The following is a 19,383-nucleotide window of genomic DNA, read 5'->3' on the forward strand; positions in this document are numbered from 1 at the left end:
GGGGGTCGAGCTGAGTGTAGCCAAGAATTTCAGCGCCCCGCCCGTGCCTGCCGACGGTACTGCTCGGGGGTGCACTGGGCCTGGCGCTGGAACATGGCGATGAACGCCGACGCGCTGCTGTAGCCAAGGTCGAAAGCAATGGCCTGAATCGGCAGGCCAGCCTCCAGCGCTTCGATGGCCCGCAGAAAACGCAGGCGCAGGCGCCATTCGCCAAAACTGATGCCCAGTTCGCGCAAGAACTGGCGGGCCAGGGTGCGTTCGCTGACATGCACACGGGCGGCCCAATCGGCCAGCGGGCGATTGTCACCGGGCTCGGCACCAAGGCCGTCGAGTACCTGGCGCAGGCCATCGCTGTGGGCAAACGGCAGGTAGCAGGCCTGGGTGGGCGCCAGCAGCAACTGGTCGAGCAGTACCTGTACCAGGCGCTGGTCGCGCTCGTCCTCGGCTACCTTCAGGTCACGCCGGGCGAAGTCGCCAAGGATGGCCTTGAGGATATCGCTGATCATCAGGCTGCACGGTTGCTGCGGCAGGGCTGTGCACAGGCTGCGGTCGAGATAGATGGAGCGGTAGACGATGGCCTGCGGGTTGTAGCAGCCATGCGCGGTGTCGGGCGGTACCCAAACGGCGTATTGCGGCGGCGACAGGAAACGCTGGCCGGCCACATCCAGGTGCATCACGCCGTGAGCGGAGTAGTTGAGCTGGCCCCAGGCGTGGCAGTGCACGGCGCTGTGGGTGTCGGCAACGAACTCGTCGTGGCGGAAGTACACCGGGGCCGGCAGTTGGGTGAACTGGGGGATATCGAGGAGTTTGCGCGGCATGCTGTCTGCTTTGCGGGGTGGGTTGTCTGGATAGGAGTATAGGCTTGTGGGCAGACACTCGATAATACAGGCCTATCGAGGGCCTGCCTTGCAGGCCTTCGCGGGCTTGCCCGCTCCCACAAGAACTGCGCCAGCCTCAAGGCCTTTGATATCCCTGTGGGAGCGGGCAAGCCCGCGAAGGGCTGCAAGGCAGCCCCAATCCAGGCCCCAATGAGTAACCCGCTACATGAATTACCTGTTCCCCCTCACCGCCATCCTCATCTGGGCCGGCAACACCGTGGTCACCAAGATGTCCGCTGGCGCCATCCACCCTGCCGAAATCGGCTTCTACCGCTGGCTGCTGGCCGGCTTGCTGTTCACGCCGTTCCTGTTGCCCGCCGTGTGGCGCAACCGCGCAGCCATTCGCCCGCACCTGGGCAAAGTGTTCGTGCTGGGCGTGCTGGGCATGGCGATGTACCAGAGCCTGGCCTACTTCGCCGCCGGCATCACCAGCGCCACCAACATGGGCATCATCCTCTCGCTGATGCCGCTGATGTCGCTGGCGCTGTCCATCGCCTGGCTGGGCCAGCGCCTGAGCTACGGCGCCCTGCTGGGCGCGGTGGTGTCATTTTTCGGCGTGCTGGAAGTGGTCAGTGCCGGCCACCCCGCCAGCCTGCTGGAACAGGGCCTGAACGGCGGCGACCTGTTGATGCTGGTGGCCACCCTGGCCTACGCGCTGTACAGCTTCCTGCTGAAGAAATGGCAGTTGCGCCTGCCACCGCTGCAGTTGCTGTACTTGCAGGTGCTGGTGGCAATCGTGGTGCTGCTGCCGCTGTACCTGCTGTCGGAAAAGACGGGCCTGCACAGCCATAACATCGGCCTGGTGCTGTACGCCTGCGTGCTGGCTTCGATGATCGCGCCGCTGCTGTGGATGCAGGCCGTGCACCGCCTGGGCCCAAGCCGCACCACGCTGTTTTTCAACCTGCTGCCGCTGGTCACCGCACTGATCGCCGCCGTGGTGCTGGACGAGCAACTGGCCAGTTACCACTTGGTCGGCGGCGTGCTCACCCTGGTCGGTGTGGTGCTGGCTGAGCGCTGGACCACGCCGATACGCCGCTAAAGCCCGGCTGCCTTGAGCCGGGCTGCGTGCTCGGTGAACAGCCGCACCGGCTCGGCGCCCTTGCCCACGGCGCCGAGCGACTGGTTGACGATATCCAGGTGATCAAGTGGATAGTCATCGCCGATCACCTGCCCCAGGTGCGAACTGAAACGCCCGACCATGCCGTCGCACTGGCCCTTTTCCTTGACGAAGCTGCGCGCGAACAGGCGGCAGAAGCGGTTGCTGCCGTCAAAGCGGTTGCGTCCCTGGTCAGTCAACCCGGGCTGCAACGTGCCGGACCACGAGTAGTAGCGCACGCCATTGACCTCATAGGCCCCTTCCCCGCCCCAGGTGTTCGGCAGGCCCTGTGGATAAGCCTGGTTGAACAGCGCGACCCCGGCGCTGGTCAGTGCCTGGTGCGAGGCATGCACATCAACCGGCAGCGGGTCGCGGCGCCAGCCGGTTTCCAGCCACACCAGCAACACGGCAAAGCCATGCAGCACGGCCTTCAGGATACGCCCCTGGGGTGAATGGCCCGGTGCCGTGCGCTCAAGGTGGTCGGCCAGTTCCGAGCCGTGATTGGGGCCGGCCACCGAGGTGACCGAAGCCACCCGACCAGGCCGCTTGGCCGCTGCGTAACGGGCGCTCAGTGCACCCTGGCTGTGGCCGATGAGGTTGACCTTGTCGGCGCCGGTGCGCTGGCAGATGTCTTCGATGATCGCCAGCAACTGCTCGCCGCGCACCTCGCTGGAATGCAGCGGCGAAACCTGCACCGGGAACACCTGCGCCCCGCCCTTGCGCAGGGCAGGCACGATGCCGAACCAGTAGGGGTAGAGCACTAGCCGGACAAACCCGAGCATGCCCGGCACCAGCACCAACGGGTATCGCGTGGCCAATTCCTGCTGCATTGCCCCAGCCCCTTTCCGTGGACGACCGGCCAACACTACAGCGCCAATCATGACCATCGCAATCGAACTCCCGGCGCGCGCTGTGGTTCCAAACCACACAGACCCTTTGCAAGGAGCGGGACCATGTACAAGCAGACCCTGGCAATCCTTCTGGCAAGCGCCACCCTGGCCGCCTGCGGCAGCCGCCCGGAAAACCCGGTGGACTACGTCACCTACCGCGACGAACCGCTGGTCAAACAGGTGGAGCACGGCATGACCATGCAGAAGGTCATCGCCATCGGCGGCAGCCCGTCGAACGTGATCGACCTGCCGCACGGGGGTACCTGCAACGACTACATCCTCAACCGTGACGGCAAGCAACAGCCCTACTACGTGCGCTTCGATGCCACCGGCCACGTCGATGCCAAAGGGTTCAAGACCTGTAAACAACGCCAAGAGGACAGCGACGCCGTCCCCGGCGCGTAAGCCTGCGTCACCACCCTGACCCTGATCCGCCTGGAGATAAACATGAGCAACGTTGAACTGACCGATGTGAAAACCCTGCGCGAACGTGCCCGCCAGCATGTGGAGCAAGGCGCGGTGACCGAGGGTTACCACGCCGACCGTCAGGAAATCCTGCGCCTGCTGAATGAATCGCTGGCCACCGAGCTGGTGTGCGTGCTGCGCTACAAGCGCCACTACTTCATGGCCAGTGGCATCAAGGCCAGCGCGGCTGCCGAGGAGTTTCTGGAGCATGCAAACCAGGAAGCCGAACATGCCGACAAGCTGGCCGAGCGCATCGTGCAGCTGGGCGGGGAGCCGGATTTCAACCCCGATAACCTGACAAAAAACTCCCATGCCCAATACGTGGCGGGTAATTCGTTGAAGGAGATGGTGCTGGAAGACCTGGTCGCTGAGCGGATTGCCATTGATAGCTACCGCGAGATCATCCAGTACATCGGCGACAAGGACCCGACCACCCGACGCATCTTCGAAGACATCCTAGCCCAGGAAGAAGAGCACGCGGACGACATGTCCGACCTGCTGCAAGGGCTGTAATCGCAAGGGCTGCCTTGCAGCCCGTTCGCGGCACAAGGCCGCTCCTACAGGGGAAAGCGATCCCTTGCAGGAGCGGCCTTGTGCCGCGAATGGGCCGCAGCGCGGCCCCCATCATTTCTTGCCTTTCACTGCAGCCGGCGCCTTGCCAGCCTTCATCTGCTGCAACAGCGGCGTGCACTGGTTGGGATCATCCCCGCTGCTGGGCGCAATCAGCGCCAGCAACCCCGCCGCCGGCCCGGCCACCACACCTAGCGCCACCATTCCCGCCCCGCGCAGTGCCAGCGGCAACGCCTGCACGCCGGCATTGGGCTTGGCAAACGGCCCACGCACATACAGCGGCGAACGCAGCGAGAACAGACGCAGCCCTTTCGATTCCGGAGTGATCTTCAAGTCCAGCTGCTCGCTGGCGAAGTTGGCGGTGCCGTTGATGTAGATGATCGCGTTCTCAGTGTCGAAGATGAACAGCCGCGTAGTCGCCAGGCCGTCTTTGAGCCCGACATCGGCCGCTGCGCAATTGATCTTCACATCCTCATCACCAAACAGCTTGCCGACCACATAGTTGCCCACGTTCAAGCCGGCGATCTCCATCAGGCTGCGGCTGATCGCGCCATCGTTGATCAGCATGCGCAGGTCGCCATTGGCCGTCCCCAGCAAGGCCGCCACCGAATTGCCGCGACCGCTGATGTCGGCATCGCCGTTCAGCTCGCCAAAGCTGGTCTGCATCGGCGCGAAACTGGGGAACAGCTGCTTGAGCTTAAAGCCCCGGGCAGTCAACTGGGCGCGGCCCTGCAAAGGCACGCTGCGACCGTCCAGGCGGATTTTGGAGGCCAGGTTGCCGCCTGCCACGCCAAACCGCAGGGGCTCCAGGCGCAGCAGGCCGTCTTCAAGCATCACGTGGGCCGAAAGGTCGTTGAACGGCAGTTGCGTGCTGTGCACGATGCGCTTGCCGGCAAAGGTGACGTCGGCGTCCATCGCGCGCCAGCGCTCTGTGCGGAATTCTTCAACCGGCAGCACCTTGCCCGTTGGCTGCTTGCTGGCACCACCACGGGCCTTCTGCTCGGCGTTGGAGTCGGCGCCGATAAGTGGCGCTAGGTCCTTGAACAGCAACTGGTTGGACACCAGGTTGCCGGACAGCTTGGGCCGTGGCTGGCTGGCGACAAAAGCCAGGTCACCGTGGATGTCGCTGTCACCGATCTTGCCGTTGAAGCCCTGGTAGTTGAACGTCGCGCCTTGCGGCGCATGCAGGTTGGCGCTGAGACGACCGTCGGTCGAGTAGGCCGGGGTGTCTGGCAGGGTTACCCCAGTCAATGGGTAGAGGTTGCCCAGGCTGGCACCGGACAGGCGCAGGCGCAGGTCGAGCGCGCCGAGGTTGCGCGGGTCGGTCAGGGTGCCGGCGAGCACTACATGGGTGTCGGCGATGCGCACGTCGGCTTGCAGCGGAAAAGGCTGGCTGGCGTCCTGCAGGGCCAGCAGGCCGCCGATCTTGCCGGTGCCGGACACCGGCTGACCTTTGTAGCGGCCTTGGGCCTTGAGCCCGAAGGCGTAGTCCTGTGCACCGCCGGCCTTCTCGGCGCTGGCCTTGCCGACAATGTCGCTGAACGGGATCGGCTTGCCCAGCGGGTCGATCTGCACCTTCATGCTGGTTTTCAGGGTCTGGTCGTCGAAGCTGACATTCCCCTGGTCGAAACCGATCGCACCGATATCCAGCTGCCATTTGGACGGTTCTGCGTTTTCATCCTTGGGGCCGAAGTCGAACGTCCAGTTGGCACGGCCATCGGCCAGGCGAGTGAGGCTGGCAGTGGGCTTGGTCAGGTCGATGCGCGGGATGCTGATCTGCTGGAACAGCAGCGGCAACGGCGCCAGGCGGAACTCCACGCGCTCCAGGCCGACCATCTTCGGCTCCTTGAGCCAGTCCGGGTTGCCCAGGGTCAGGTCCTCGGCGGTGAAATGCGGCCATGGTACCCAGGCACGCCAGCCGCCCTCTTCAGGCTCAGTCCGCCAGTGAAGGGCCAGGTTGCCGTTGATTGCGAAGGGCCGGTGCAGGGCCTCGGAAACCTTTTCGTTGAGCAGGGGTTTTACGCGGTTCCAGTCGAAGGTAGCGATCACCACCACCAGAATCGCCAGCAGGGTGAGCAGGGTGGCGAGGGTCCAGACGAGGATTCTGGCGGGACGCGTCATTGCGTGATTCTCCTTGCGGCATGGCACAAAACGGGTGCAGCGATGGCAGTCAATATGTCGGACTGTGGAAAACCCGTGGGGTTTTATCGAGAGCGCCATGATAGCGAAGTTTTCCTGGCCTTTTGCTCAGCAATACGTCGCGCCAAGCGATGCCTGCTACCCGGCAACAGCCCAACCAAATCGTCATCAGCCGACCTGTATGGCGCTGCCTAGAGCGCTTGCAAACCTCTATCAATGCGGTCGATTGTTACCATTACCCGTATGAACTTCTCTCTGGCGTTACCGAGCGTAGCATTGGCTCCGTACCCACTTTCCAGCCCCCGAGAGGAGCACCGAAATCATGAAACGCCACCTGCTGACCCTGACCCTGTCCATCCTGGCTGCCAACGCTTTTGCCCTGCCAGCCGACGAACAACACCTGACCGCCGAATCCCGCTCCAGCGCTGCCGAAATCGCCCAGCCGCTGAAAACCGTTGCCGAAGGGGGTTCTGACCGCCTGATCGAACGCAGTGGGCGTGTTGCCGAAGGTGGCTCGGATCGCCTGATCGAACGCACTGGCCGCGTCGCTGAGGGTGGCTCGGATCGCCTGATCGAACGCAGTGGCCGCGTCGCTGAGGGTGGCTCGGATCGCCTGATCGAGCGCAGTGGCCGCGTCGCTGAAGGTGGCTCGGATCGCCTGATCGAACGCAGTGGCCGCGTCGCTGAAGGTGGCTCGGATCGCCTGGTTGAACTCAGCCGTGTGAGCTGATCACCATGGCCGAAAAGAACAACCTGAGTCACACCGCTTGCTCCCCTCCAGGCCCGGTCCATTGACCGGGCTTTGTTTTTTTATCTAGAGTGCCCAGCCTTACCGCCACAGAAGCCCGCACCATGCTGCCGCGCGCCGAACAGAAACTACAGACCCGCCAGGCCCTGCTCGATGCCGCCTGCCTGCTGATGGAGAGTGGCCGTGGTTTCGGCAGTATCAGCCTGCGTGAAGTGGCGAAGACGGCCGGCATCGTGCCTACCGGCTTCTACCGGCATTTTCCCGACATGGACGCCCTCGGCCTGGCCCTGGTGGCCGAAATCGACACCACCTTCCGCCAGACCATCCGCCTGGTGCGCCAGAACGAATTCGAACTGGGCGGTATCACAGACGCGTCGGTGCGCATTTTCCTCGACGTGGTGGCTGCTCACCGCGCGCAGTTCCTGTTTCTGGCCCGCGAGCAATACGGTGGCTCACAGGCCGTGCGCCAGGCCATTGCCCGCCTGCGCCAGGACATCAGCGACGATCTGGCCACCGACCTGGCGCGCATGAAGCGCTGGCAGCACCTGGACAACGCCGCGCTCGCGGTGATGGCCGACCTGGTGGTGAAGACCGTGTTCGCGACCCTGCCCGAGCTTATCGACAGCCCCGAATCGGGTTATCCACAGGCGCTGACGGCGCAGGAAAAGATCACCCAGCAATTACGCTTCATCTTCGTCGGGGCACGGCATTGGCAAGGGCTCGGCAACCCAGGCTGATGGGTAGCCTGTGCCGGCCCCTTCGCGGGCTTGCCCGCTCCCACAGGTAACCCAAATTGCTCGGGCCTGTGGTGATCCTGTGGGAGCGGGCAAGCCCGCGAAGGGGCCGGCACAGGCTACCGAAAACCCCAGTTCTGCTACCATGGCGCCCTGCCCGACAGCGACGAGCGCCGAAATGTCCGACCCCCGCCCCACCCTGCCTGAACTGGCCCGCTTCAACCAGCACTTCGCCGAATGCATCGTGCCGTTGTGGCAAGGCCCGGGCTGGAATGCCGACCTGGCCCTGCCCTACGAGGCGCTGGACGCCAAGCACCAGCCGTTGCCGGCGCAGCGCTACCGGGCCATGGCCTGCGCACGCCAGTTGTACCTGTTCAGCAGCCGTATCGGGCAACCGGGCGCTGCCGAGCGCGCGGCGGCGTTGTTCCGATCGCTGCAAAAGCACTTCCACGATGCCGAGCACGGTGGCTGGTTCTACAGCATCGATGCCCAAGGCAAGCCGCTGGACCGTCGCAAGGACCTGTACACCCACGCGTTCATCGTCTTTGCCTGCGCGCACTACTGGGGCAAGGTGCGCGAAAGCCTGGTGGAATCAACCCTGAACGCTGCGCTGGGCATCATCGACCAGCAATTCGCCCGTGACGACGGCCTGTACGAGGCCAGCCTGGGCGAAGACTGGGCTGACCTGGGCAGCGGCCCGCTGCAGAACCCACAGATGCACTTGGCCGAGGCGTTCCTGCAGGTGCTGGCGGTGCGCGCTGATGAACATACCCAGCAGTCGCTGCTGCAGTTGTGTGAAGCGCTGCAGGCGCACTTCGTCGAACCGGCCCATGGCCTGATGCTGGAAAAGCCACGCGGGGCTGTGGATAACTGGTTCGAGCCGGGGCACCAGTTCGAATGGTTCTACCTGCTGCACACCTCACCGCTGCTGCGTGACACGCCGCTGCATGCGTCCATCGACCGGGCTTTCGGCTTTGCCGAACAGTATGGGGTGAAAGAGGGAGCAGTACTGGCGATGCTGGATGTGGATGGGCGGGTGCTGGATGCCACGCAACGCATCTGGGCCCAGGCGGAGTACCTGCGGGCGCTGGTATTACGCGCTGGGAGTGAGGCGAAGCTGGTTGACCAGCTGCAGGCGCTGCAAGCGCGGTTCCTGCGCGAAGCGGGCTGGTATGAGTGCCGGGATGGTGAGGGCAATGTCAGCCGGCATGATATGCCATCGACTACGCCCTACCATCTGGCGACTTGCCTGAAAGGGTTGCAGCGCCTGAGCTGACGCTTTCGCAGCACAAGGCTGCTCCTACAGGGGTAGCGGTGCGTCTGAAACCTGCGCAATGCCTGTAGGAGCAGCCTTGTGCTGCGAATGGGCCGCAAAGCGGCCCCGCTTTGTTGATCAGCCCTTGGCCGAACGGTCGATGGAGAACCCTGCCCAATCCTGGCTCACCGGCATCAGCTCCAGGCTGTTGATGTTGATGTGCGCCGGCTGGTTGAGGATCCAGAAGATGGTCTCGGCAATGTCCTGCGGCTGGATCGGCTCGGCACCCGCGTAAGTGGCGTCGTACTTGGCCTGGTCACCGCCGAAGCGCACCAGCGAGAACTCGCTCTCGCACAGGCCCGGCTCGATGTTGCTCACGCGCACACCAGTGCCGCGCAGGTCGCAGCGCAGGCTCAACGAGAACTGGCCGACGAAGGCCTTGGTGCCGCCGTACACATTGCTGCCCGGATACGGGTAGTTGCCCGCCACAGAACCTACGTTGAGGATCGACGCGCCGCGACCGTGGGCGATCAGGCGTGGCAGCAGCAGGCGGGTGGTGTACATCAGGCCCTTGATGTTGGTGTCGACCATGGTTTCCCAGTCGTCGAGGCTGCAGTTCTGCGCCGCATCCACACCCAGTGCCAGGCCGGCGTTGTTGACCAGGCCGCGAATCTTCTCGAACCCGGCCGGCAAGCTGGCGATGGCCTGCTCCATGGCCTTGCGGTCACGCACGTCGAGCACCAGGCCGTGGACCTCGGTCTTGGCCGACAGCTCTGCGCACAGGGCATCCAGGCGCTCCTTGCGGCGGCCAGTGAGCACCAGCTTCCAGCCAGCTTCGGCAAAGCGGCGGGCGGTGGCCTCGCCGAAACCGGAAGTGGCGCCAGTGATGAATACGGTGGACGTCATGCTCTGTTCCTCACGGTAGGTTGTCATCGGCAGCTTTGCAGCATGCCCGCGCCGCGCGCGGGCAGCAAGCCGTTCAGGGCGCTGTACATTTTTTGTACATGTCCGGCAAACCCTTGCGGCAGAAGGCTCGGCGCCAGCTATGCGCATGTTATCCACAAGGCTTTCCCCACGGATTGGGGGCAACTCGTCCACAGTGCGGAACCCTTTCAGCGTTGGGTGGTCGGTGGATATCTTTTCGTTGAGGATGCAAAGCTTTCAAGCATGCAGCCTGCAGCAGTCTGTCCAAGGTTTCCCCACAGAGTTATCCACAGCTTTGACATTGATTTCCAGGTGCTTTCGGGTCTGTGAAAAACCCTGAAAAGTCACCCACAGGAACGATGTGATCAAAAAATGATCGCATCGCTGCAGGGTTTGGTATCAAAGGGCTGTAGCGAGATGCCACCATGTTTTCCACAGGCGGTTCCACATTATCCGTGGACAAGATCAAGCCTGTGGAAACAAGGGCTTGCGAGGGAGTGTTGGTGTGTATAGAGAACAAGGCGCGGCAAGTTGTCCACATGGGAATGGGGCTGCTTGGCAGCCCCGGATGTAACTCAGTGCCCGCCAAGATAGGCGTTGCGCACTTCCTCGTTGACCAGCAGCTCCTGCCCGGTGCCGGTCATGCGAATCTCCCCGTTGACCATTACATAAGCCCGGTCGGACAGCTTCAAGGCATGGTTGGCGTTCTGCTCCACCAGAAAAATGGTCATCCCGGTCTTGGCCAGCTCACGCAGGGTCGCAAAGATCTGCTTGACCACGATCGGTGCAAGCCCCAGCGAGGGCTCATCCAGCAACAGCAACTTCGGCCGGCTCATCAGCGCCCGGGCAATCGCCAGCATCTGCTGCTCGCCACCGGACATGGTCATGGCCCGCTGGGTACGCCGCTCCTTCAGCCGCGGGAACAGTTCGTACATGCGCTGCATGTCTTCAGCGGCATGCTTGTCGCCGATGGGGATGGTGCCCATCATCAGGTTTTCCTCGACGGTCATGTCGGGGAATACCCGGCGCCCTTCCGGCGACTGGGCAATACCATTGGAAGCGATGTAGTGCGACGACTTGCGGGTAATGTCGGTGCCGCGATAGACGATATGCCCGGATGCCGCCCGCGGCTGGCCGAAGATCGACATCAGCAGGGTGGACTTGCCGGCACCATTGGCACCGATCAGGCTGACCGTCTCGCCTTCGTTGATGTGCATCGATACCTTTTTCAGCGCCTGGATCGGCCCGTAGAACACGTCCAGGTCCTTCAGTTCGAGAATGGGTGCACTCATACCAGTTCCTCTTCATCTGCACCCAGGTAGGCGGCGATCACCGTCGGGTTGTGGCGGATTTCCTGCGGCGCGCCTTCGGCAATCACGTTGCCGTGGTCCAGCACCACGATATGGTCGGAAATGCTCATGACCATGCCCATGTCGTGCTCGATCAGCACCACGGTGATGTCATGCTCGTCACGCAGCACACGAATCATGCGGCTTAGGGCTTCGGTTTCCTGCGGGTTAAGGCCCGCCGCCGGTTCGTCCAGGCAGATGATCTTCGGCCGCGTGCACATGGCCCGGGCAATTTCCAGCCGGCGCTGCTGGCCGTACGACAGCTCGCCGGCCAGGCGGTTGGCGCAGTCGACCAGGTCGACCACTTCCAGCCAGTAGAATGCGTGGTCCAGCGCGTCGCTTTCGGCCTTGCGGTAGGCCTTGGTGTTGAGCACCCCGGCCAGCAGGTTGCGGTTGACCCACATGTGCTGGGCCACCAGCAGGTTTTCCACTACCGACATTTCCTTGAACAGGCGGATGTTCTGGAAGGTGCGCGCCAGGCCTGCGCGGTTGACCAGGTGTGTGCCGCCGAACATCTTGTAGTACAGGCGGTTGGCAAAGCGCGCCGGCGACACGAAGTCCGCCGCCTGGAAGCGCTCGCCAAGCAACTGGATGACGTTGGTGTGGCTGCCGCGCACGTTCAGCTCGATGCGCCCGCCACTGGCCTTGTAGAAGCCGGTCAGGCAGTTGAACACCGTGGTCTTGCCGGCGCCGTTGGGGCCGATCAGGGCGAAGATCTGGTTGCGCCGGACCTTCAGGCTGACATCACTCAGCGCCTTGATGCCACCGAACTGCATCATCAGGTTGTCGACAGAGAGAATGATATCGTCGCTCATGGCGCCACTCCTTTACGCGGGGTCACACCGGTACGGCTGATGCGGATCAGCCCACGCGGTCGCCAGATCATCATCAGCACCATCAGCACGCCGAACAGCAGCACCCGGTATTCGGAGAAGCTGCGCAGCAGTTCGGGTGCCACGGTCAGCACGAACGCTGCAATTACCACGCCCACGGTCGAGCCCATGCCACCCAGCACGACAATGGCAAGGATCAGCGCCGACTCGAAGAAGGTGAACGACGACGGGTTTACGAAGCCCTGGTAGGTGGCGAAAAACACCCCGGCCAGGCCGGCCGTGGAGGCACCCAGGGTAAACGCCGAAAGCTTGACCAGCACGTGGTTCAGGCCCATCGAGCGGCAGGCGATCTCGTCTTCGCGCAGCGCTTCCCACGCGCGGCCTACCGGCATGCGGGTCAGGCGGTGCTTGATGTACAGCACAGCCAGCACTACCAGGAACAGCACCGCGTAGATGAACACGAACTTGAGGTTGGCGTTGTAATCGAAGCCGAAGAACTCGTGGATCGGCACCCCGCCATCTTTGGCCCGGCGGCCGAATTCCAGGCCAAAGAAGGTTGGCGAAGGCGCCGGCATGCCGTTGGGGCCTCCGGTGAACGACAGCCAGTTGTTCAGCACCAGGCGGATGATCTCGCCAAAGCCCAGGGTCACGATAGCCAGGTAGTCACCGTGCATTCGTAGCACAGGGAAGCCCAGTATGCACCCCGCCAACGCGGCGGCGATGGCCGCCAGGGGCAGCACGCTCCAGAAACCCAGGCCGAGGTACTGGTAACCCAGTGCCAGGCCGTAGGCGCCAATGGCGTAGAACGCCACGTAGCCCAGGTCGAGCAGGCCGGCCAGGCCGACCACGATGTTAAGGCCAAGCCCCAGCAACACGTAGATCAGCCCGAGGATGACGACGGTCAGCAGGTACTTGTTGGCGAAGATCGGGAAGACGATGGCAATCACCACCAGCGCCGGGATGATGTAGCGCAGCCGCGACTTGTAGTCCGGCGCGTTCACATGCACGCCAGAGCCACCGTTATCGAAGCCCTGGAGCATGCGCACGCCAGCGGCGGTCTGCAGGTACAGGCTGAGCAGGAAGCGCCCCACCATCACCCCGCCGACCAGCCAGGCTACGCGGCGCGGCTCGGCATTGAAGGTGTAGCCGTCGAGCACCACGCCGACGACCGGGCCAAACACAATGAGTGCCAGCAGGCCGGCGACGAGGGTCTCCAGCAGGCTGCGTTTAAGGTCGAAACCCTTGGTTTCGGAAGCAGAGGCAGTTTTGGCAACGGACATGTTCACACCTTAGCCACGAGCGGGCGACCCAGCAGGCCTTGTGGGCGGAAGATAAGGATCATCACCAGCAGCGAGAAGCTGAACACGTCCTTGTAGTCGGAGTTGATCAGGCCAGAGAACAGCGACTCGGAAATCCCCAGGATGATGCCGCCGAGCATGGCGCCAGGCAGCGAGCCGATACCACCGAGCACTGCGGCGGTGAACGCCTTGATGCCGATGATGAAGCCGGCATAGAAGTCGAAGGTGCCGTAGTTCATGGTGATCAGCACACCGGCCAGGGCGGCCATTACCGCACCGATGACAAACACGTACGAAATCACCCGGTCGGTGTTGATGCCCAGGATCGAGGCCATCTTGCGGTCTTGCTGTGTGGCACGGCACATGCGGCCGAGCTTGGTGTACTTGATCACGTAGGTGAGCAGGCCCATGCCCACGAAGGCGGCGATCAGGATGAAGATCTTGGTGTAGGTCAGTTGCACGAAGCCGGTGCCGACTTCGACACGCCAGGCCCCTTCAAGCAGGGTCGGCACGCCTTGCTGGCGGGCGCCCTGGCTGATCTGTGCGTAGTTCTGCAGGATCAGCGAGATGCCGATGGCACTGATCAGCGGCGCCAGGCGGGTGGAGTTACGCAGGGGTTTGTAGGCGATGCGTTCGATGGTGAACCCATAGACGCCCGTGACGACGACGGTGAACAACAGCGTGCCCAACATCAGGAGCGGGAACGACTCGACGCCGAAATAGGCCAGCAATGCCAGGCTGATTGCCGCGAGGTACGCGGAAATCATATACACCTCGCCGTGCGCGAAGTTGATCATGCCGATGATGCCATAGACCATTGTGTAGCCGATGGCGATCAGGCCATAGACCGACCCGAGGGTCAGGCCGTTGACCAGTTGCTGCAGGAAAATACCATCCATAACGCAATCTCACCTGATTGAGATTGCACGAGCGCCGACCACGGCAGGCCACGGATGAAGCGGCCCCCGCAGTGCAGAACCGTGCAGATCTCCGAATAAAGACAGGTACCGCAGGGGCTTGGGCCCGGGCATCAGCCCGGGCCGTGGGCCGTTATTATTTTTGTTTTTCCAGCTGGTGGTATTTACCGTCTTTGTCCCACTGGTAGACCACGTAGTCGGACACGGTCAGGTCACCCTTGCTGTCCCACTTCTTCTCGCCCATGACGGTCTTGACCGGGTTGGCCTTCAGCCATTTGGCCGCGTCTTCGCCCTTGTTCGACTTGGCGCCGTTGAACGCAGCGGCCAAGGCTTCCAGCGAGGCGTAGGCATACAGGGTGTAGCCTTCAGGTTCGGTACCGGCCTTGCGGAACTCCTCCACCACCGCCTTGCTGTCTGGCAGCAGGCGCGGGTCGGCGCCGAAGGTCATGTACACGCCATCGACGTATTGCGCGCCGCCGGCAGTGGACACCAGTTCGTCGGTGACGATGCCGTCATCGGACATGAACTTGACGTCCTTCAGTCCCTGCTCGCGCAGCTGGCGCACCAGCGGGCCGGCCTCTGGGTGCAGGCCGCCGAAGTAGACAACGTCGGCACCGGTGGAGCGGATCTTGGTAACCACGGCGCTGAAGTCTTTTTCGCCGCGGGTCAGGCCTTCGTACAGCACAGGCTTCACGCCGCGCTTTTCCAGCTGCGCCTTGGTCGCGTCGGCCAAGCCCTGGCCGTAGGTGTCCTTGTCGTGCAGCACCGCGACTTTCTTGCCCTTGAGCACGTCGACGATGTAGTCGCCAGCAACGATACCCTGCTGGTCGTCACGGCCGCACATGCGGAACATGGCGCCGAGGCCGCGCTCAGTCACCTGTGGGTTGGTCGAGCCCGGGGTAATGGCGATGATGCCCGCTTCGTCATACACCTCGGACGCCGGAATGGTGTTGGAAGAACAGAAGTGGCCCACTACGCCGATCACCTTGTCCTGATCGGCCAGGCGGTTGGCCACGGCCTGCTTCGGTTCGCAGGCGTCATCGCCTTTGACCAGGACGATTTTCTCGCCGTTCACGCCACCGGCGGCGTTGATCTTGTCGGCCGCTGCCTGCGCACCTTTCATGTACTGCTCGCCAAACGCCGCGTTAGCCCCGGTCATCGGGCCCGCTACACCGATCTTGACGTCGGCCTGAACATACGAAGAAACACCTAGGGCCGTAGCTACGGCCAGAGCCAGGAAACCTTTCTTGTAAAACGTCTGCGACATGAGGTGGTGCTCCTAGAGTTTTTTTTTGGTTGGCACTACAACTTCTCAACCCTGTGCTCAGAGCAAGGGCCGTGCCATAGGTTTTGTCTTCCGGGAAAACACACTGCGCAGGTGCGCTGCAGGCGACCGACGGCCTTTTCTTTATTGAGCGTGCAACCGTCTGCTGCGCGGCAGGCGCCACCACACGTACAGACAAGGAGCAACCGCCATGTGCCATCATTGCAACCCTGGCAAGTGTTTACGTGCAACCGCCCTGTAACAGCGGACGTCACCGAAGTGCACACCGCTGGTGCGCGACTGCTACAGGCGGCACCGTTTGAAGGCTAGCCGGTGCACGGAAAAACACCTCTGTTTTGGCAGATACGCAGCCCTGTGGGAGCGGGTTCACCCGCGAAGAGGCCAGCCCAGACACAACAAGGCCCAAAAGGCTGGCACAATGTCGGCCATTCGCCGCTTCCGGAGCCCCCTTGATGAGCGAGAGCGCATTCGCCGAGCGCATCGTGCACAACCTGCTCGACACTGACTTCTACAAACTCACGATGATGCAGGGCGTGTTGCACAACTACCCGGACGCCGACGTCGAATGGGAATTCCGCTGCCGTAACGGCGAGGACCTGCGCCCATACCTGGGCGAGATCCGCCACCAGCTCGAACTGCTCAGCGACCTCACCCTGGATGATGGCCAGCTGGCCTTCCTCGAACGCATCAGCTTCCTCAAGCCCGACTTCCTGCGCTTTCTGCGCCTGTTCCGCTTCAACCTTCGCTACGTGCGTATCGGCATTGAAAACGACCAGCTGTTCCTGCGCCTGAAAGGCCCGTGGCTGCATGTGATCCTGTTCGAAGTGCCACTGCTGGCCATCATCAGCGAAGTGCGCAACCGCCATCTGCACCCGCACATGCGCCTGGCCGAGGCTCGCGACCAGCTGTACCGCAAGTTCGACTGGCTGCGCGCGCATGCCAGCGATGACGAACTGGCCAACCTGCAGGTAGCCGACTTCGGCACCCGCCGGCGCTTTTCCAGCCGGGTGCAGGAAGACGTGGTGCGGGTGCTGCGCGACGACTTCCCGGCCCGCTTCGTCGGCACCAGCAACGTCGACCTGGCATGGAAACTGGATATCAAGCCGCTGGGCACCATGGCCCATGAGTGGATCATGGCTCACCAGCAACTCGGCCCGCGCCTGATCGACAGCCAGATCGCCGCGCTGGACTGCTGGGTACGCGAGTACCGCGGCCTGCTCGGCATCGCCCTGACCGACTGCATCACCATGGATGCCTTCCTCGGCGATTTCGACCTGTACTTCGCCAAGCTGTTCGACGGCCTGCGCCACGACTCGGGCGAGCCGGTGGCCTGGGCGGAGAAGGCCATTGCCCATTACCAGAAACTGGGTATCGACCCGATGACCAAGACCCTGGTGTTTTCCGACGGCCTCAACCTGACCCGCTCACTGGAGATCTTCCGTGCCCTGCGCGGTCGCATCAACGTCAGCTTTGGCATCGGCACCAACCTGACCTGCGACATACCGGGTGTGGCGCCGATGAACATCGTGCTTAAAATGACCGACTGCAACGGCGCGCCAGTGGCCAAGATCTCGGATGAGGCCGCCAAGACCCAATGCCGTGACGAGAACTTCGTCGCCTACATGCGCCACGTATTCAAAGTCCCCAGCAAGGAGTAACCCATGCAAGCGGTTCAGCAAGAGATTGCCCAGGCGCTGAAGGTACAGCCGCCGTTCGCCGACGCTGCAGCGCTCGAGGCCGAAGTCGCCCGGCGTGTGGCGTTCATCAAGGATTGCCTGGCCAACGCCCGGCTCAAGACCCTGGTGCTGGGCATCAGCGGCGGTGTCGACTCGCTGACTGCCGCCTTGCTCGCCCAGCGCGCCGTGAATGAACTGCGGGCCGAAACCGGCGACAAGGCATACACCTTCATTGCCGTGCGCCTGCCCTACCAGGTGCAACATGACGAGCATGACGCCCAGGCCTGCCTGGACGTGATCAAGGCCGATGAAGTGCACACGGTGGATATCGCCCCGGCGGTGCGGGCATTGGCCGCTGAAGTGGTGGAATTGAAGAACGGCTCGCCAACGCTGGTGGACTTTGTGGTGGGCAACGTCAAGGCACGTACCCGCATGGTTGCCCAGTACACCATCGCCGGGGCCCGCGCGGGCCTGGTGATCGGTACCGACCACGCCGCCGAGGCGGTAATGGGCTTCTTTACCAAGTTTGGTGATGGTGCCTGCGACCTGGCGCCCCTGAGCGGGCTGGTGAAGAACCAGGTACGGGCGATTGCGCGCAGCTTTGGCGCACCGGAGTCACTGGTGGAGAAGGTGCCGACGGCGGACCTTGAAGACCTGGAGCCGGGCAAGCCGGACGAAGCATCCCATGGCGTGACCTACCAGCAGATCGACGCCTTCCTGCATGGGTTGCCGGTTGATCAGGCGGCGTTCGACATCATCGTCGCCACCTACCGCAAGACCCAGCACAAGCGCGAACTGCCGTTCGCCCCATAAAAGCTTCGCGGGCACGCCCGCTCCCACAGGATTTTCACTGCCCTTGAAAACAGTGCTTACCTGTGGGAGCGGACGTGCCCGCGAATAGGCCCGAGAGGCCTACACAGCTGTCATTACTTGACTACAACCTTGCCTTTCATCATCGAGATGTGGCCCGGGAATGTGCAGAAGAAGCTGTAGTCACCACCGGCTTCCAGCTTGGAAGTGTCGAACTTCACTTCGGTCTCTTTTTCCGGTGCGCCGATCATCGCGGTGTGGGCGATGATGTTGGCGTTATCTTCCTTCAGGTAGCCCTTGTCGATGCCCTGGGTCATGCCTTCAGTGGCAATGCCCTGCATGTCGGCAGTCTTGCTGATCACCAGGTTGTGGCCCATGACGTTCTTCGGCAGGTTGCCGGAGTGGGTCAGTTTGACGGTGAATTCCTTGCAGCTCTTGTCGACGGTGAATTCTTTGGTGGTGTAGGACATCTGGTCCGTCGATTCAACAGTCACCGAGCATTCGGCTGCAAAGACAGAGGCGCTGGCGAGGGTCAGCAGGGATACCGCTACAGCTTTCGCAAACATCATGAATCTCCTTGGCAGGGTTTTATCAATTGCGAGACTGCCTGAAACCGTTCAGCCCCTTGCTGATATGGGTCAAGGGGGTGTCAACAGGCCAGCCAGTAGAATTGTTCAATGGATTGTATACAACCAATCTAAGAGCACATCATGCCCTTTTAATAGACGATGGGACAACCTCTCATTTAGGAGCAATACCAAATGCCCATCTCTGCATTTATCAACAGCCTGCTCGCCGCCTATGCCCACGGGGCAACGGGCGCCATCTGCGAATTCTCCCGCCCGGAATGAACGTGGCCTTGGAAGCGACGGGCATGCGCCGTACCCTGTCCACCTGAGTGACAGGAGATGAGCAATGCCCGTACGTTCCGTTTGTGTGTTCTGCGGCGCCAGCATCGGCGCCACCCCTGCCTACCGTGAAGCAGCCATCGCACTTGGCCAGGCCATTGCGCGCCGCGGTCTGACCCTGGTCTATGGCGGCGGCGCTGTCGGCCTGATGGGCACTGTTGCCGACGCGGCCATGGCGGCCGGTGGCGAAGTGATCGGGATCATTCCCGAAAGCCTGATGAACGCCGAAATCGGCCACAAGGGCCTCAGCCGCCTGGAAGTGGTCGACGGCATGCATGCCCGCAAGGCACGCATGGCCGAGCTTAGCGATGCCTTCATCGCCCTGCCGGGTGGGCTGGGTACGCTGGAAGAATTGTTCGAGGTATGGACCTGGGGGCAACTGGGCTATCACGCCAAGCCGCTGGGGCTGCTGGATGTGAACGGCTTCTACGAGAAACTGGGCGGGTTCCTCGACCATATCGTCGAAGAAGGCTTTGTGCGGCCGCAACATCGGGCGATGTTGCTGCTGGGGCAGCAGCCGGACGCGCTGCTGGACGGGATGGACAGTTTTGTGGCGCCGGTGGTGCCGAAGTGGGTCGACAAGCAGCCTGACTAAACCCGATACGGGG

19 protein-coding genes are annotated in these 19,383 nt (G+C 62.7%); 9 read left to right on the plus strand and 10 right to left on the minus strand.

From position 1 onward, the window contains the following. Positions 1–29 precede the first annotated feature (29 nt). Positions 30–818 (minus strand): AraC family transcriptional regulator, encoded by a 789-nt coding sequence (locus PP4_RS24810; RefSeq protein WP_016501851.1) that lies wholly within the window; start codon positions 816–818, stop codon positions 30–32. Positions 819–1,044: 226 nt separating this feature from the next. Between PP4_RS24810 and PP4_RS24815 the strand changes: the two genes are divergently transcribed. Beyond that, positions 1,045–1,917: a DMT family transporter gene (locus PP4_RS24815; RefSeq protein WP_016501852.1), complete on the plus strand. Its 873-nt coding sequence runs from the start codon at positions 1,045–1,047 to the stop codon at positions 1,915–1,917. Here the strand turns inward: PP4_RS24815 and PP4_RS24820 are convergent. Next, positions 1,914–2,804, minus strand: a complete 891-nt coding sequence (locus tag PP4_RS24820) for an esterase/lipase family protein (RefSeq protein ID WP_016501853.1) — start codon at positions 2,802–2,804, stop codon at positions 1,914–1,916. The genes PP4_RS24815 and PP4_RS24820 overlap by 4 nt on opposite strands. Before the next feature lie 123 nt (positions 2,805–2,927). Between PP4_RS24820 and osmE the strand changes: the two genes are divergently transcribed. Then, positions 2,928–3,269 carry an osmotically-inducible lipoprotein OsmE gene (osmE, locus tag PP4_RS24825; RefSeq protein ID WP_016501854.1) on the plus strand — a complete coding sequence of 114 codons (342 nt, stop codon included), beginning with the start codon at positions 2,928–2,930 and terminating at the stop codon, positions 3,267–3,269. Between the two features lie 42 nt (positions 3,270–3,311). Continuing rightward, complete coding sequence (locus tag PP4_RS24830; protein WP_016501855.1) at positions 3,312–3,842, plus strand: ferritin-like domain-containing protein; 531 nt, start codon at positions 3,312–3,314, stop codon at positions 3,840–3,842. Positions 3,843–3,953: 111 nt separating this feature from the next. On the opposite strand, the gene PP4_RS24835 is transcribed toward PP4_RS24830, so the two are convergent. Continuing rightward, the gene (locus tag PP4_RS24835) at positions 3,954–6,020 is read right to left on the minus strand and encodes an AsmA family protein (protein ID WP_016501856.1); all 2,067 of its coding nucleotides are present in this window, start codon (positions 6,018–6,020) and stop codon (positions 3,954–3,956) included. Between the two features lie 340 nt (positions 6,021–6,360). Between PP4_RS24835 and PP4_RS24840 the strand changes: the two genes are divergently transcribed. The 3 genes from PP4_RS24840 (at position 6,361) to PP4_RS24850 (ending at position 8,796) form a co-directional block, all read left to right on the plus strand. After that, complete coding sequence (locus PP4_RS24840) at positions 6,361–6,768, plus strand: hypothetical protein (protein ID WP_016501857.1); 408 nt, start codon at positions 6,361–6,363, stop codon at positions 6,766–6,768. Positions 6,769–6,890: 122 nt separating this feature from the next. Beyond that, positions 6,891–7,523, plus strand: a complete 633-nt coding sequence (locus PP4_RS24845) for a TetR family transcriptional regulator (RefSeq protein WP_016501858.1) — start codon at positions 6,891–6,893, stop codon at positions 7,521–7,523. 175 nt (positions 7,524–7,698) lie between these two features. Further along, a complete protein-coding gene (locus PP4_RS24850; protein WP_016501859.1) occupies positions 7,699–8,796 on the plus strand; it encodes an AGE family epimerase/isomerase in 1,098 nt (365 codons plus the stop codon). Between the two features lie 117 nt (positions 8,797–8,913). Here the strand turns inward: PP4_RS24850 and PP4_RS24855 are convergent, their stop codons facing one another. The 6 genes from PP4_RS24855 to PP4_RS24880 form a co-directional block, all read right to left on the minus strand. Further along, positions 8,914–9,681 carry an SDR family oxidoreductase gene (locus PP4_RS24855; protein WP_016501860.1) on the minus strand — a complete coding sequence of 256 codons (768 nt, stop codon included), beginning with the start codon at positions 9,679–9,681 and terminating at the stop codon, positions 8,914–8,916. Positions 9,682–10,274: 593 nt separating this feature from the next. Further along, positions 10,275–10,991 (minus strand): ABC transporter ATP-binding protein, encoded by a 717-nt coding sequence (locus PP4_RS24860; RefSeq protein WP_016501861.1) that lies wholly within the window; start codon positions 10,989–10,991, stop codon positions 10,275–10,277. Further along, on the minus strand, positions 10,988–11,863 hold the full coding sequence (locus tag PP4_RS24865) for an ATP-binding cassette domain-containing protein (protein ID WP_016489420.1): 876 nt from the start codon (positions 11,861–11,863) through the stop codon (positions 10,988–10,990). The genes PP4_RS24860 and PP4_RS24865 overlap by 4 nt, the downstream gene beginning before the upstream one ends. Then, on the minus strand, positions 11,860–13,161 hold the full coding sequence (gene livM / locus PP4_RS24870) for a high-affinity branched-chain amino acid ABC transporter permease LivM (protein ID WP_016501862.1): 1,302 nt from the start codon (positions 13,159–13,161) through the stop codon (positions 11,860–11,862). Before livM ends, PP4_RS24865 begins: the two co-directional genes overlap by 4 nt. Positions 13,162–13,163: 2 nt before the next feature. Next, positions 13,164–14,078, minus strand: coding sequence for an ABC transporter permease subunit (locus PP4_RS24875; RefSeq protein WP_016501863.1), 915 nt, complete (start codon positions 14,076–14,078; stop codon positions 13,164–13,166). Positions 14,079–14,232: 154 nt separating this feature from the next. Then, the gene (locus PP4_RS24880; RefSeq protein WP_016501864.1) at positions 14,233–15,363 is read right to left on the minus strand and encodes a branched-chain amino acid ABC transporter substrate-binding protein; all 1,131 of its coding nucleotides are present in this window, start codon (positions 15,361–15,363) and stop codon (positions 14,233–14,235) included. Between the two features lie 470 nt (positions 15,364–15,833). On the opposite strand from PP4_RS24880, the gene pncB reads away from it, so the two are divergent. Further along, positions 15,834–17,039 (plus strand): nicotinate phosphoribosyltransferase, encoded by a 1,206-nt coding sequence (pncB, locus tag PP4_RS24885; RefSeq protein ID WP_016501865.1) that lies wholly within the window; start codon positions 15,834–15,836, stop codon positions 17,037–17,039. 3 nt (positions 17,040–17,042) lie between these two features. Continuing rightward, on the plus strand, positions 17,043–17,870 hold the full coding sequence (nadE, locus tag PP4_RS24890; protein WP_016501866.1) for an ammonia-dependent NAD(+) synthetase: 828 nt from the start codon (positions 17,043–17,045) through the stop codon (positions 17,868–17,870). A 113-nt stretch (positions 17,871–17,983) separates the two neighbouring features. On the opposite strand, the gene azu is transcribed toward nadE, so the two are convergent. Next, positions 17,984–18,433, minus strand: a complete 450-nt coding sequence (gene azu / locus PP4_RS24895) for an azurin (protein ID WP_016501867.1) — start codon at positions 18,431–18,433, stop codon at positions 17,984–17,986. A 349-nt stretch (positions 18,434–18,782) separates the two neighbouring features. Between azu and PP4_RS24900 the strand changes: the two genes are divergently transcribed. Next, a complete protein-coding gene (locus tag PP4_RS24900; protein WP_016501868.1) occupies positions 18,783–19,370 on the plus strand; it encodes an LOG family protein in 588 nt (195 codons plus the stop codon). The last annotated feature ends 13 nt before the right edge of the window (positions 19,371–19,383 follow it).

Source organism: Pseudomonas putida NBRC 14164, assembly GCF_000412675.1.
Classification (GTDB): domain Bacteria; phylum Pseudomonadota; class Gammaproteobacteria; order Pseudomonadales; family Pseudomonadaceae; genus Aquipseudomonas; species Aquipseudomonas putida.

What these genes read in the sequence shown, in the direction of transcription:
- PP4_RS24820 (WP_016501853.1), bottom strand. Translation starts at nt 2,804, where the DNA reads ATGCAGCAGGAATTGGCCACGCGATACCCGTTGGTGCTGGTGCCGGGC.
- PP4_RS24875 (WP_016501863.1), bottom strand. Translation starts at nt 14,078, where the DNA reads ATGGATGGTATTTTCCTGCAGCAACTGGTCAACGGCCTGACCCTCGGG.
- PP4_RS24900 (WP_016501868.1), top strand. Translation starts at nt 18,783, where the DNA reads ATGCCCGTACGTTCCGTTTGTGTGTTCTGCGGCGCCAGCATCGGCGCC.
- osmE (WP_016501854.1), top strand. Translation starts at nt 2,928, where the DNA reads ATGTACAAGCAGACCCTGGCAATCCTTCTGGCAAGCGCCACCCTGGCC.
- PP4_RS24845 (WP_016501858.1), top strand. Translation starts at nt 6,891, where the DNA reads ATGCTGCCGCGCGCCGAACAGAAACTACAGACCCGCCAGGCCCTGCTC.
- azu (WP_016501867.1), bottom strand. Translation starts at nt 18,433, where the DNA reads ATGTTTGCGAAAGCTGTAGCGGTATCCCTGCTGACCCTCGCCAGCGCC.
- PP4_RS24830 (WP_016501855.1), top strand. Translation starts at nt 3,312, where the DNA reads ATGAGCAACGTTGAACTGACCGATGTGAAAACCCTGCGCGAACGTGCC.
- PP4_RS24865 (WP_016489420.1), bottom strand. Translation starts at nt 11,863, where the DNA reads ATGAGCGACGATATCATTCTCTCTGTCGACAACCTGATGATGCAGTTC.
- PP4_RS24860 (WP_016501861.1), bottom strand. Translation starts at nt 10,991, where the DNA reads ATGAGTGCACCCATTCTCGAACTGAAGGACCTGGACGTGTTCTACGGG.
- PP4_RS24880 (WP_016501864.1), bottom strand. Translation starts at nt 15,363, where the DNA reads ATGTCGCAGACGTTTTACAAGAAAGGTTTCCTGGCTCTGGCCGTAGCT.
- PP4_RS24840 (WP_016501857.1), top strand. Translation starts at nt 6,361, where the DNA reads ATGAAACGCCACCTGCTGACCCTGACCCTGTCCATCCTGGCTGCCAAC.
- pncB (WP_016501865.1), top strand. Translation starts at nt 15,834, where the DNA reads ATGAGCGAGAGCGCATTCGCCGAGCGCATCGTGCACAACCTGCTCGAC.
- PP4_RS24815 (WP_016501852.1), top strand. Translation starts at nt 1,045, where the DNA reads ATGAATTACCTGTTCCCCCTCACCGCCATCCTCATCTGGGCCGGCAAC.
- PP4_RS24810 (WP_016501851.1), bottom strand. Translation starts at nt 818, where the DNA reads ATGCCGCGCAAACTCCTCGATATCCCCCAGTTCACCCAACTGCCGGCC.
- livM (WP_016501862.1), bottom strand. Translation starts at nt 13,161, where the DNA reads ATGTCCGTTGCCAAAACTGCCTCTGCTTCCGAAACCAAGGGTTTCGAC.
- PP4_RS24835 (WP_016501856.1), bottom strand. Translation starts at nt 6,020, where the DNA reads ATGACGCGTCCCGCCAGAATCCTCGTCTGGACCCTCGCCACCCTGCTC.
- nadE (WP_016501866.1), top strand. Translation starts at nt 17,043, where the DNA reads ATGCAAGCGGTTCAGCAAGAGATTGCCCAGGCGCTGAAGGTACAGCCG.
- PP4_RS24855 (WP_016501860.1), bottom strand. Translation starts at nt 9,681, where the DNA reads ATGACGTCCACCGTATTCATCACTGGCGCCACTTCCGGTTTCGGCGAG.
- PP4_RS24850 (WP_016501859.1), top strand. Translation starts at nt 7,699, where the DNA reads ATGTCCGACCCCCGCCCCACCCTGCCTGAACTGGCCCGCTTCAACCAG.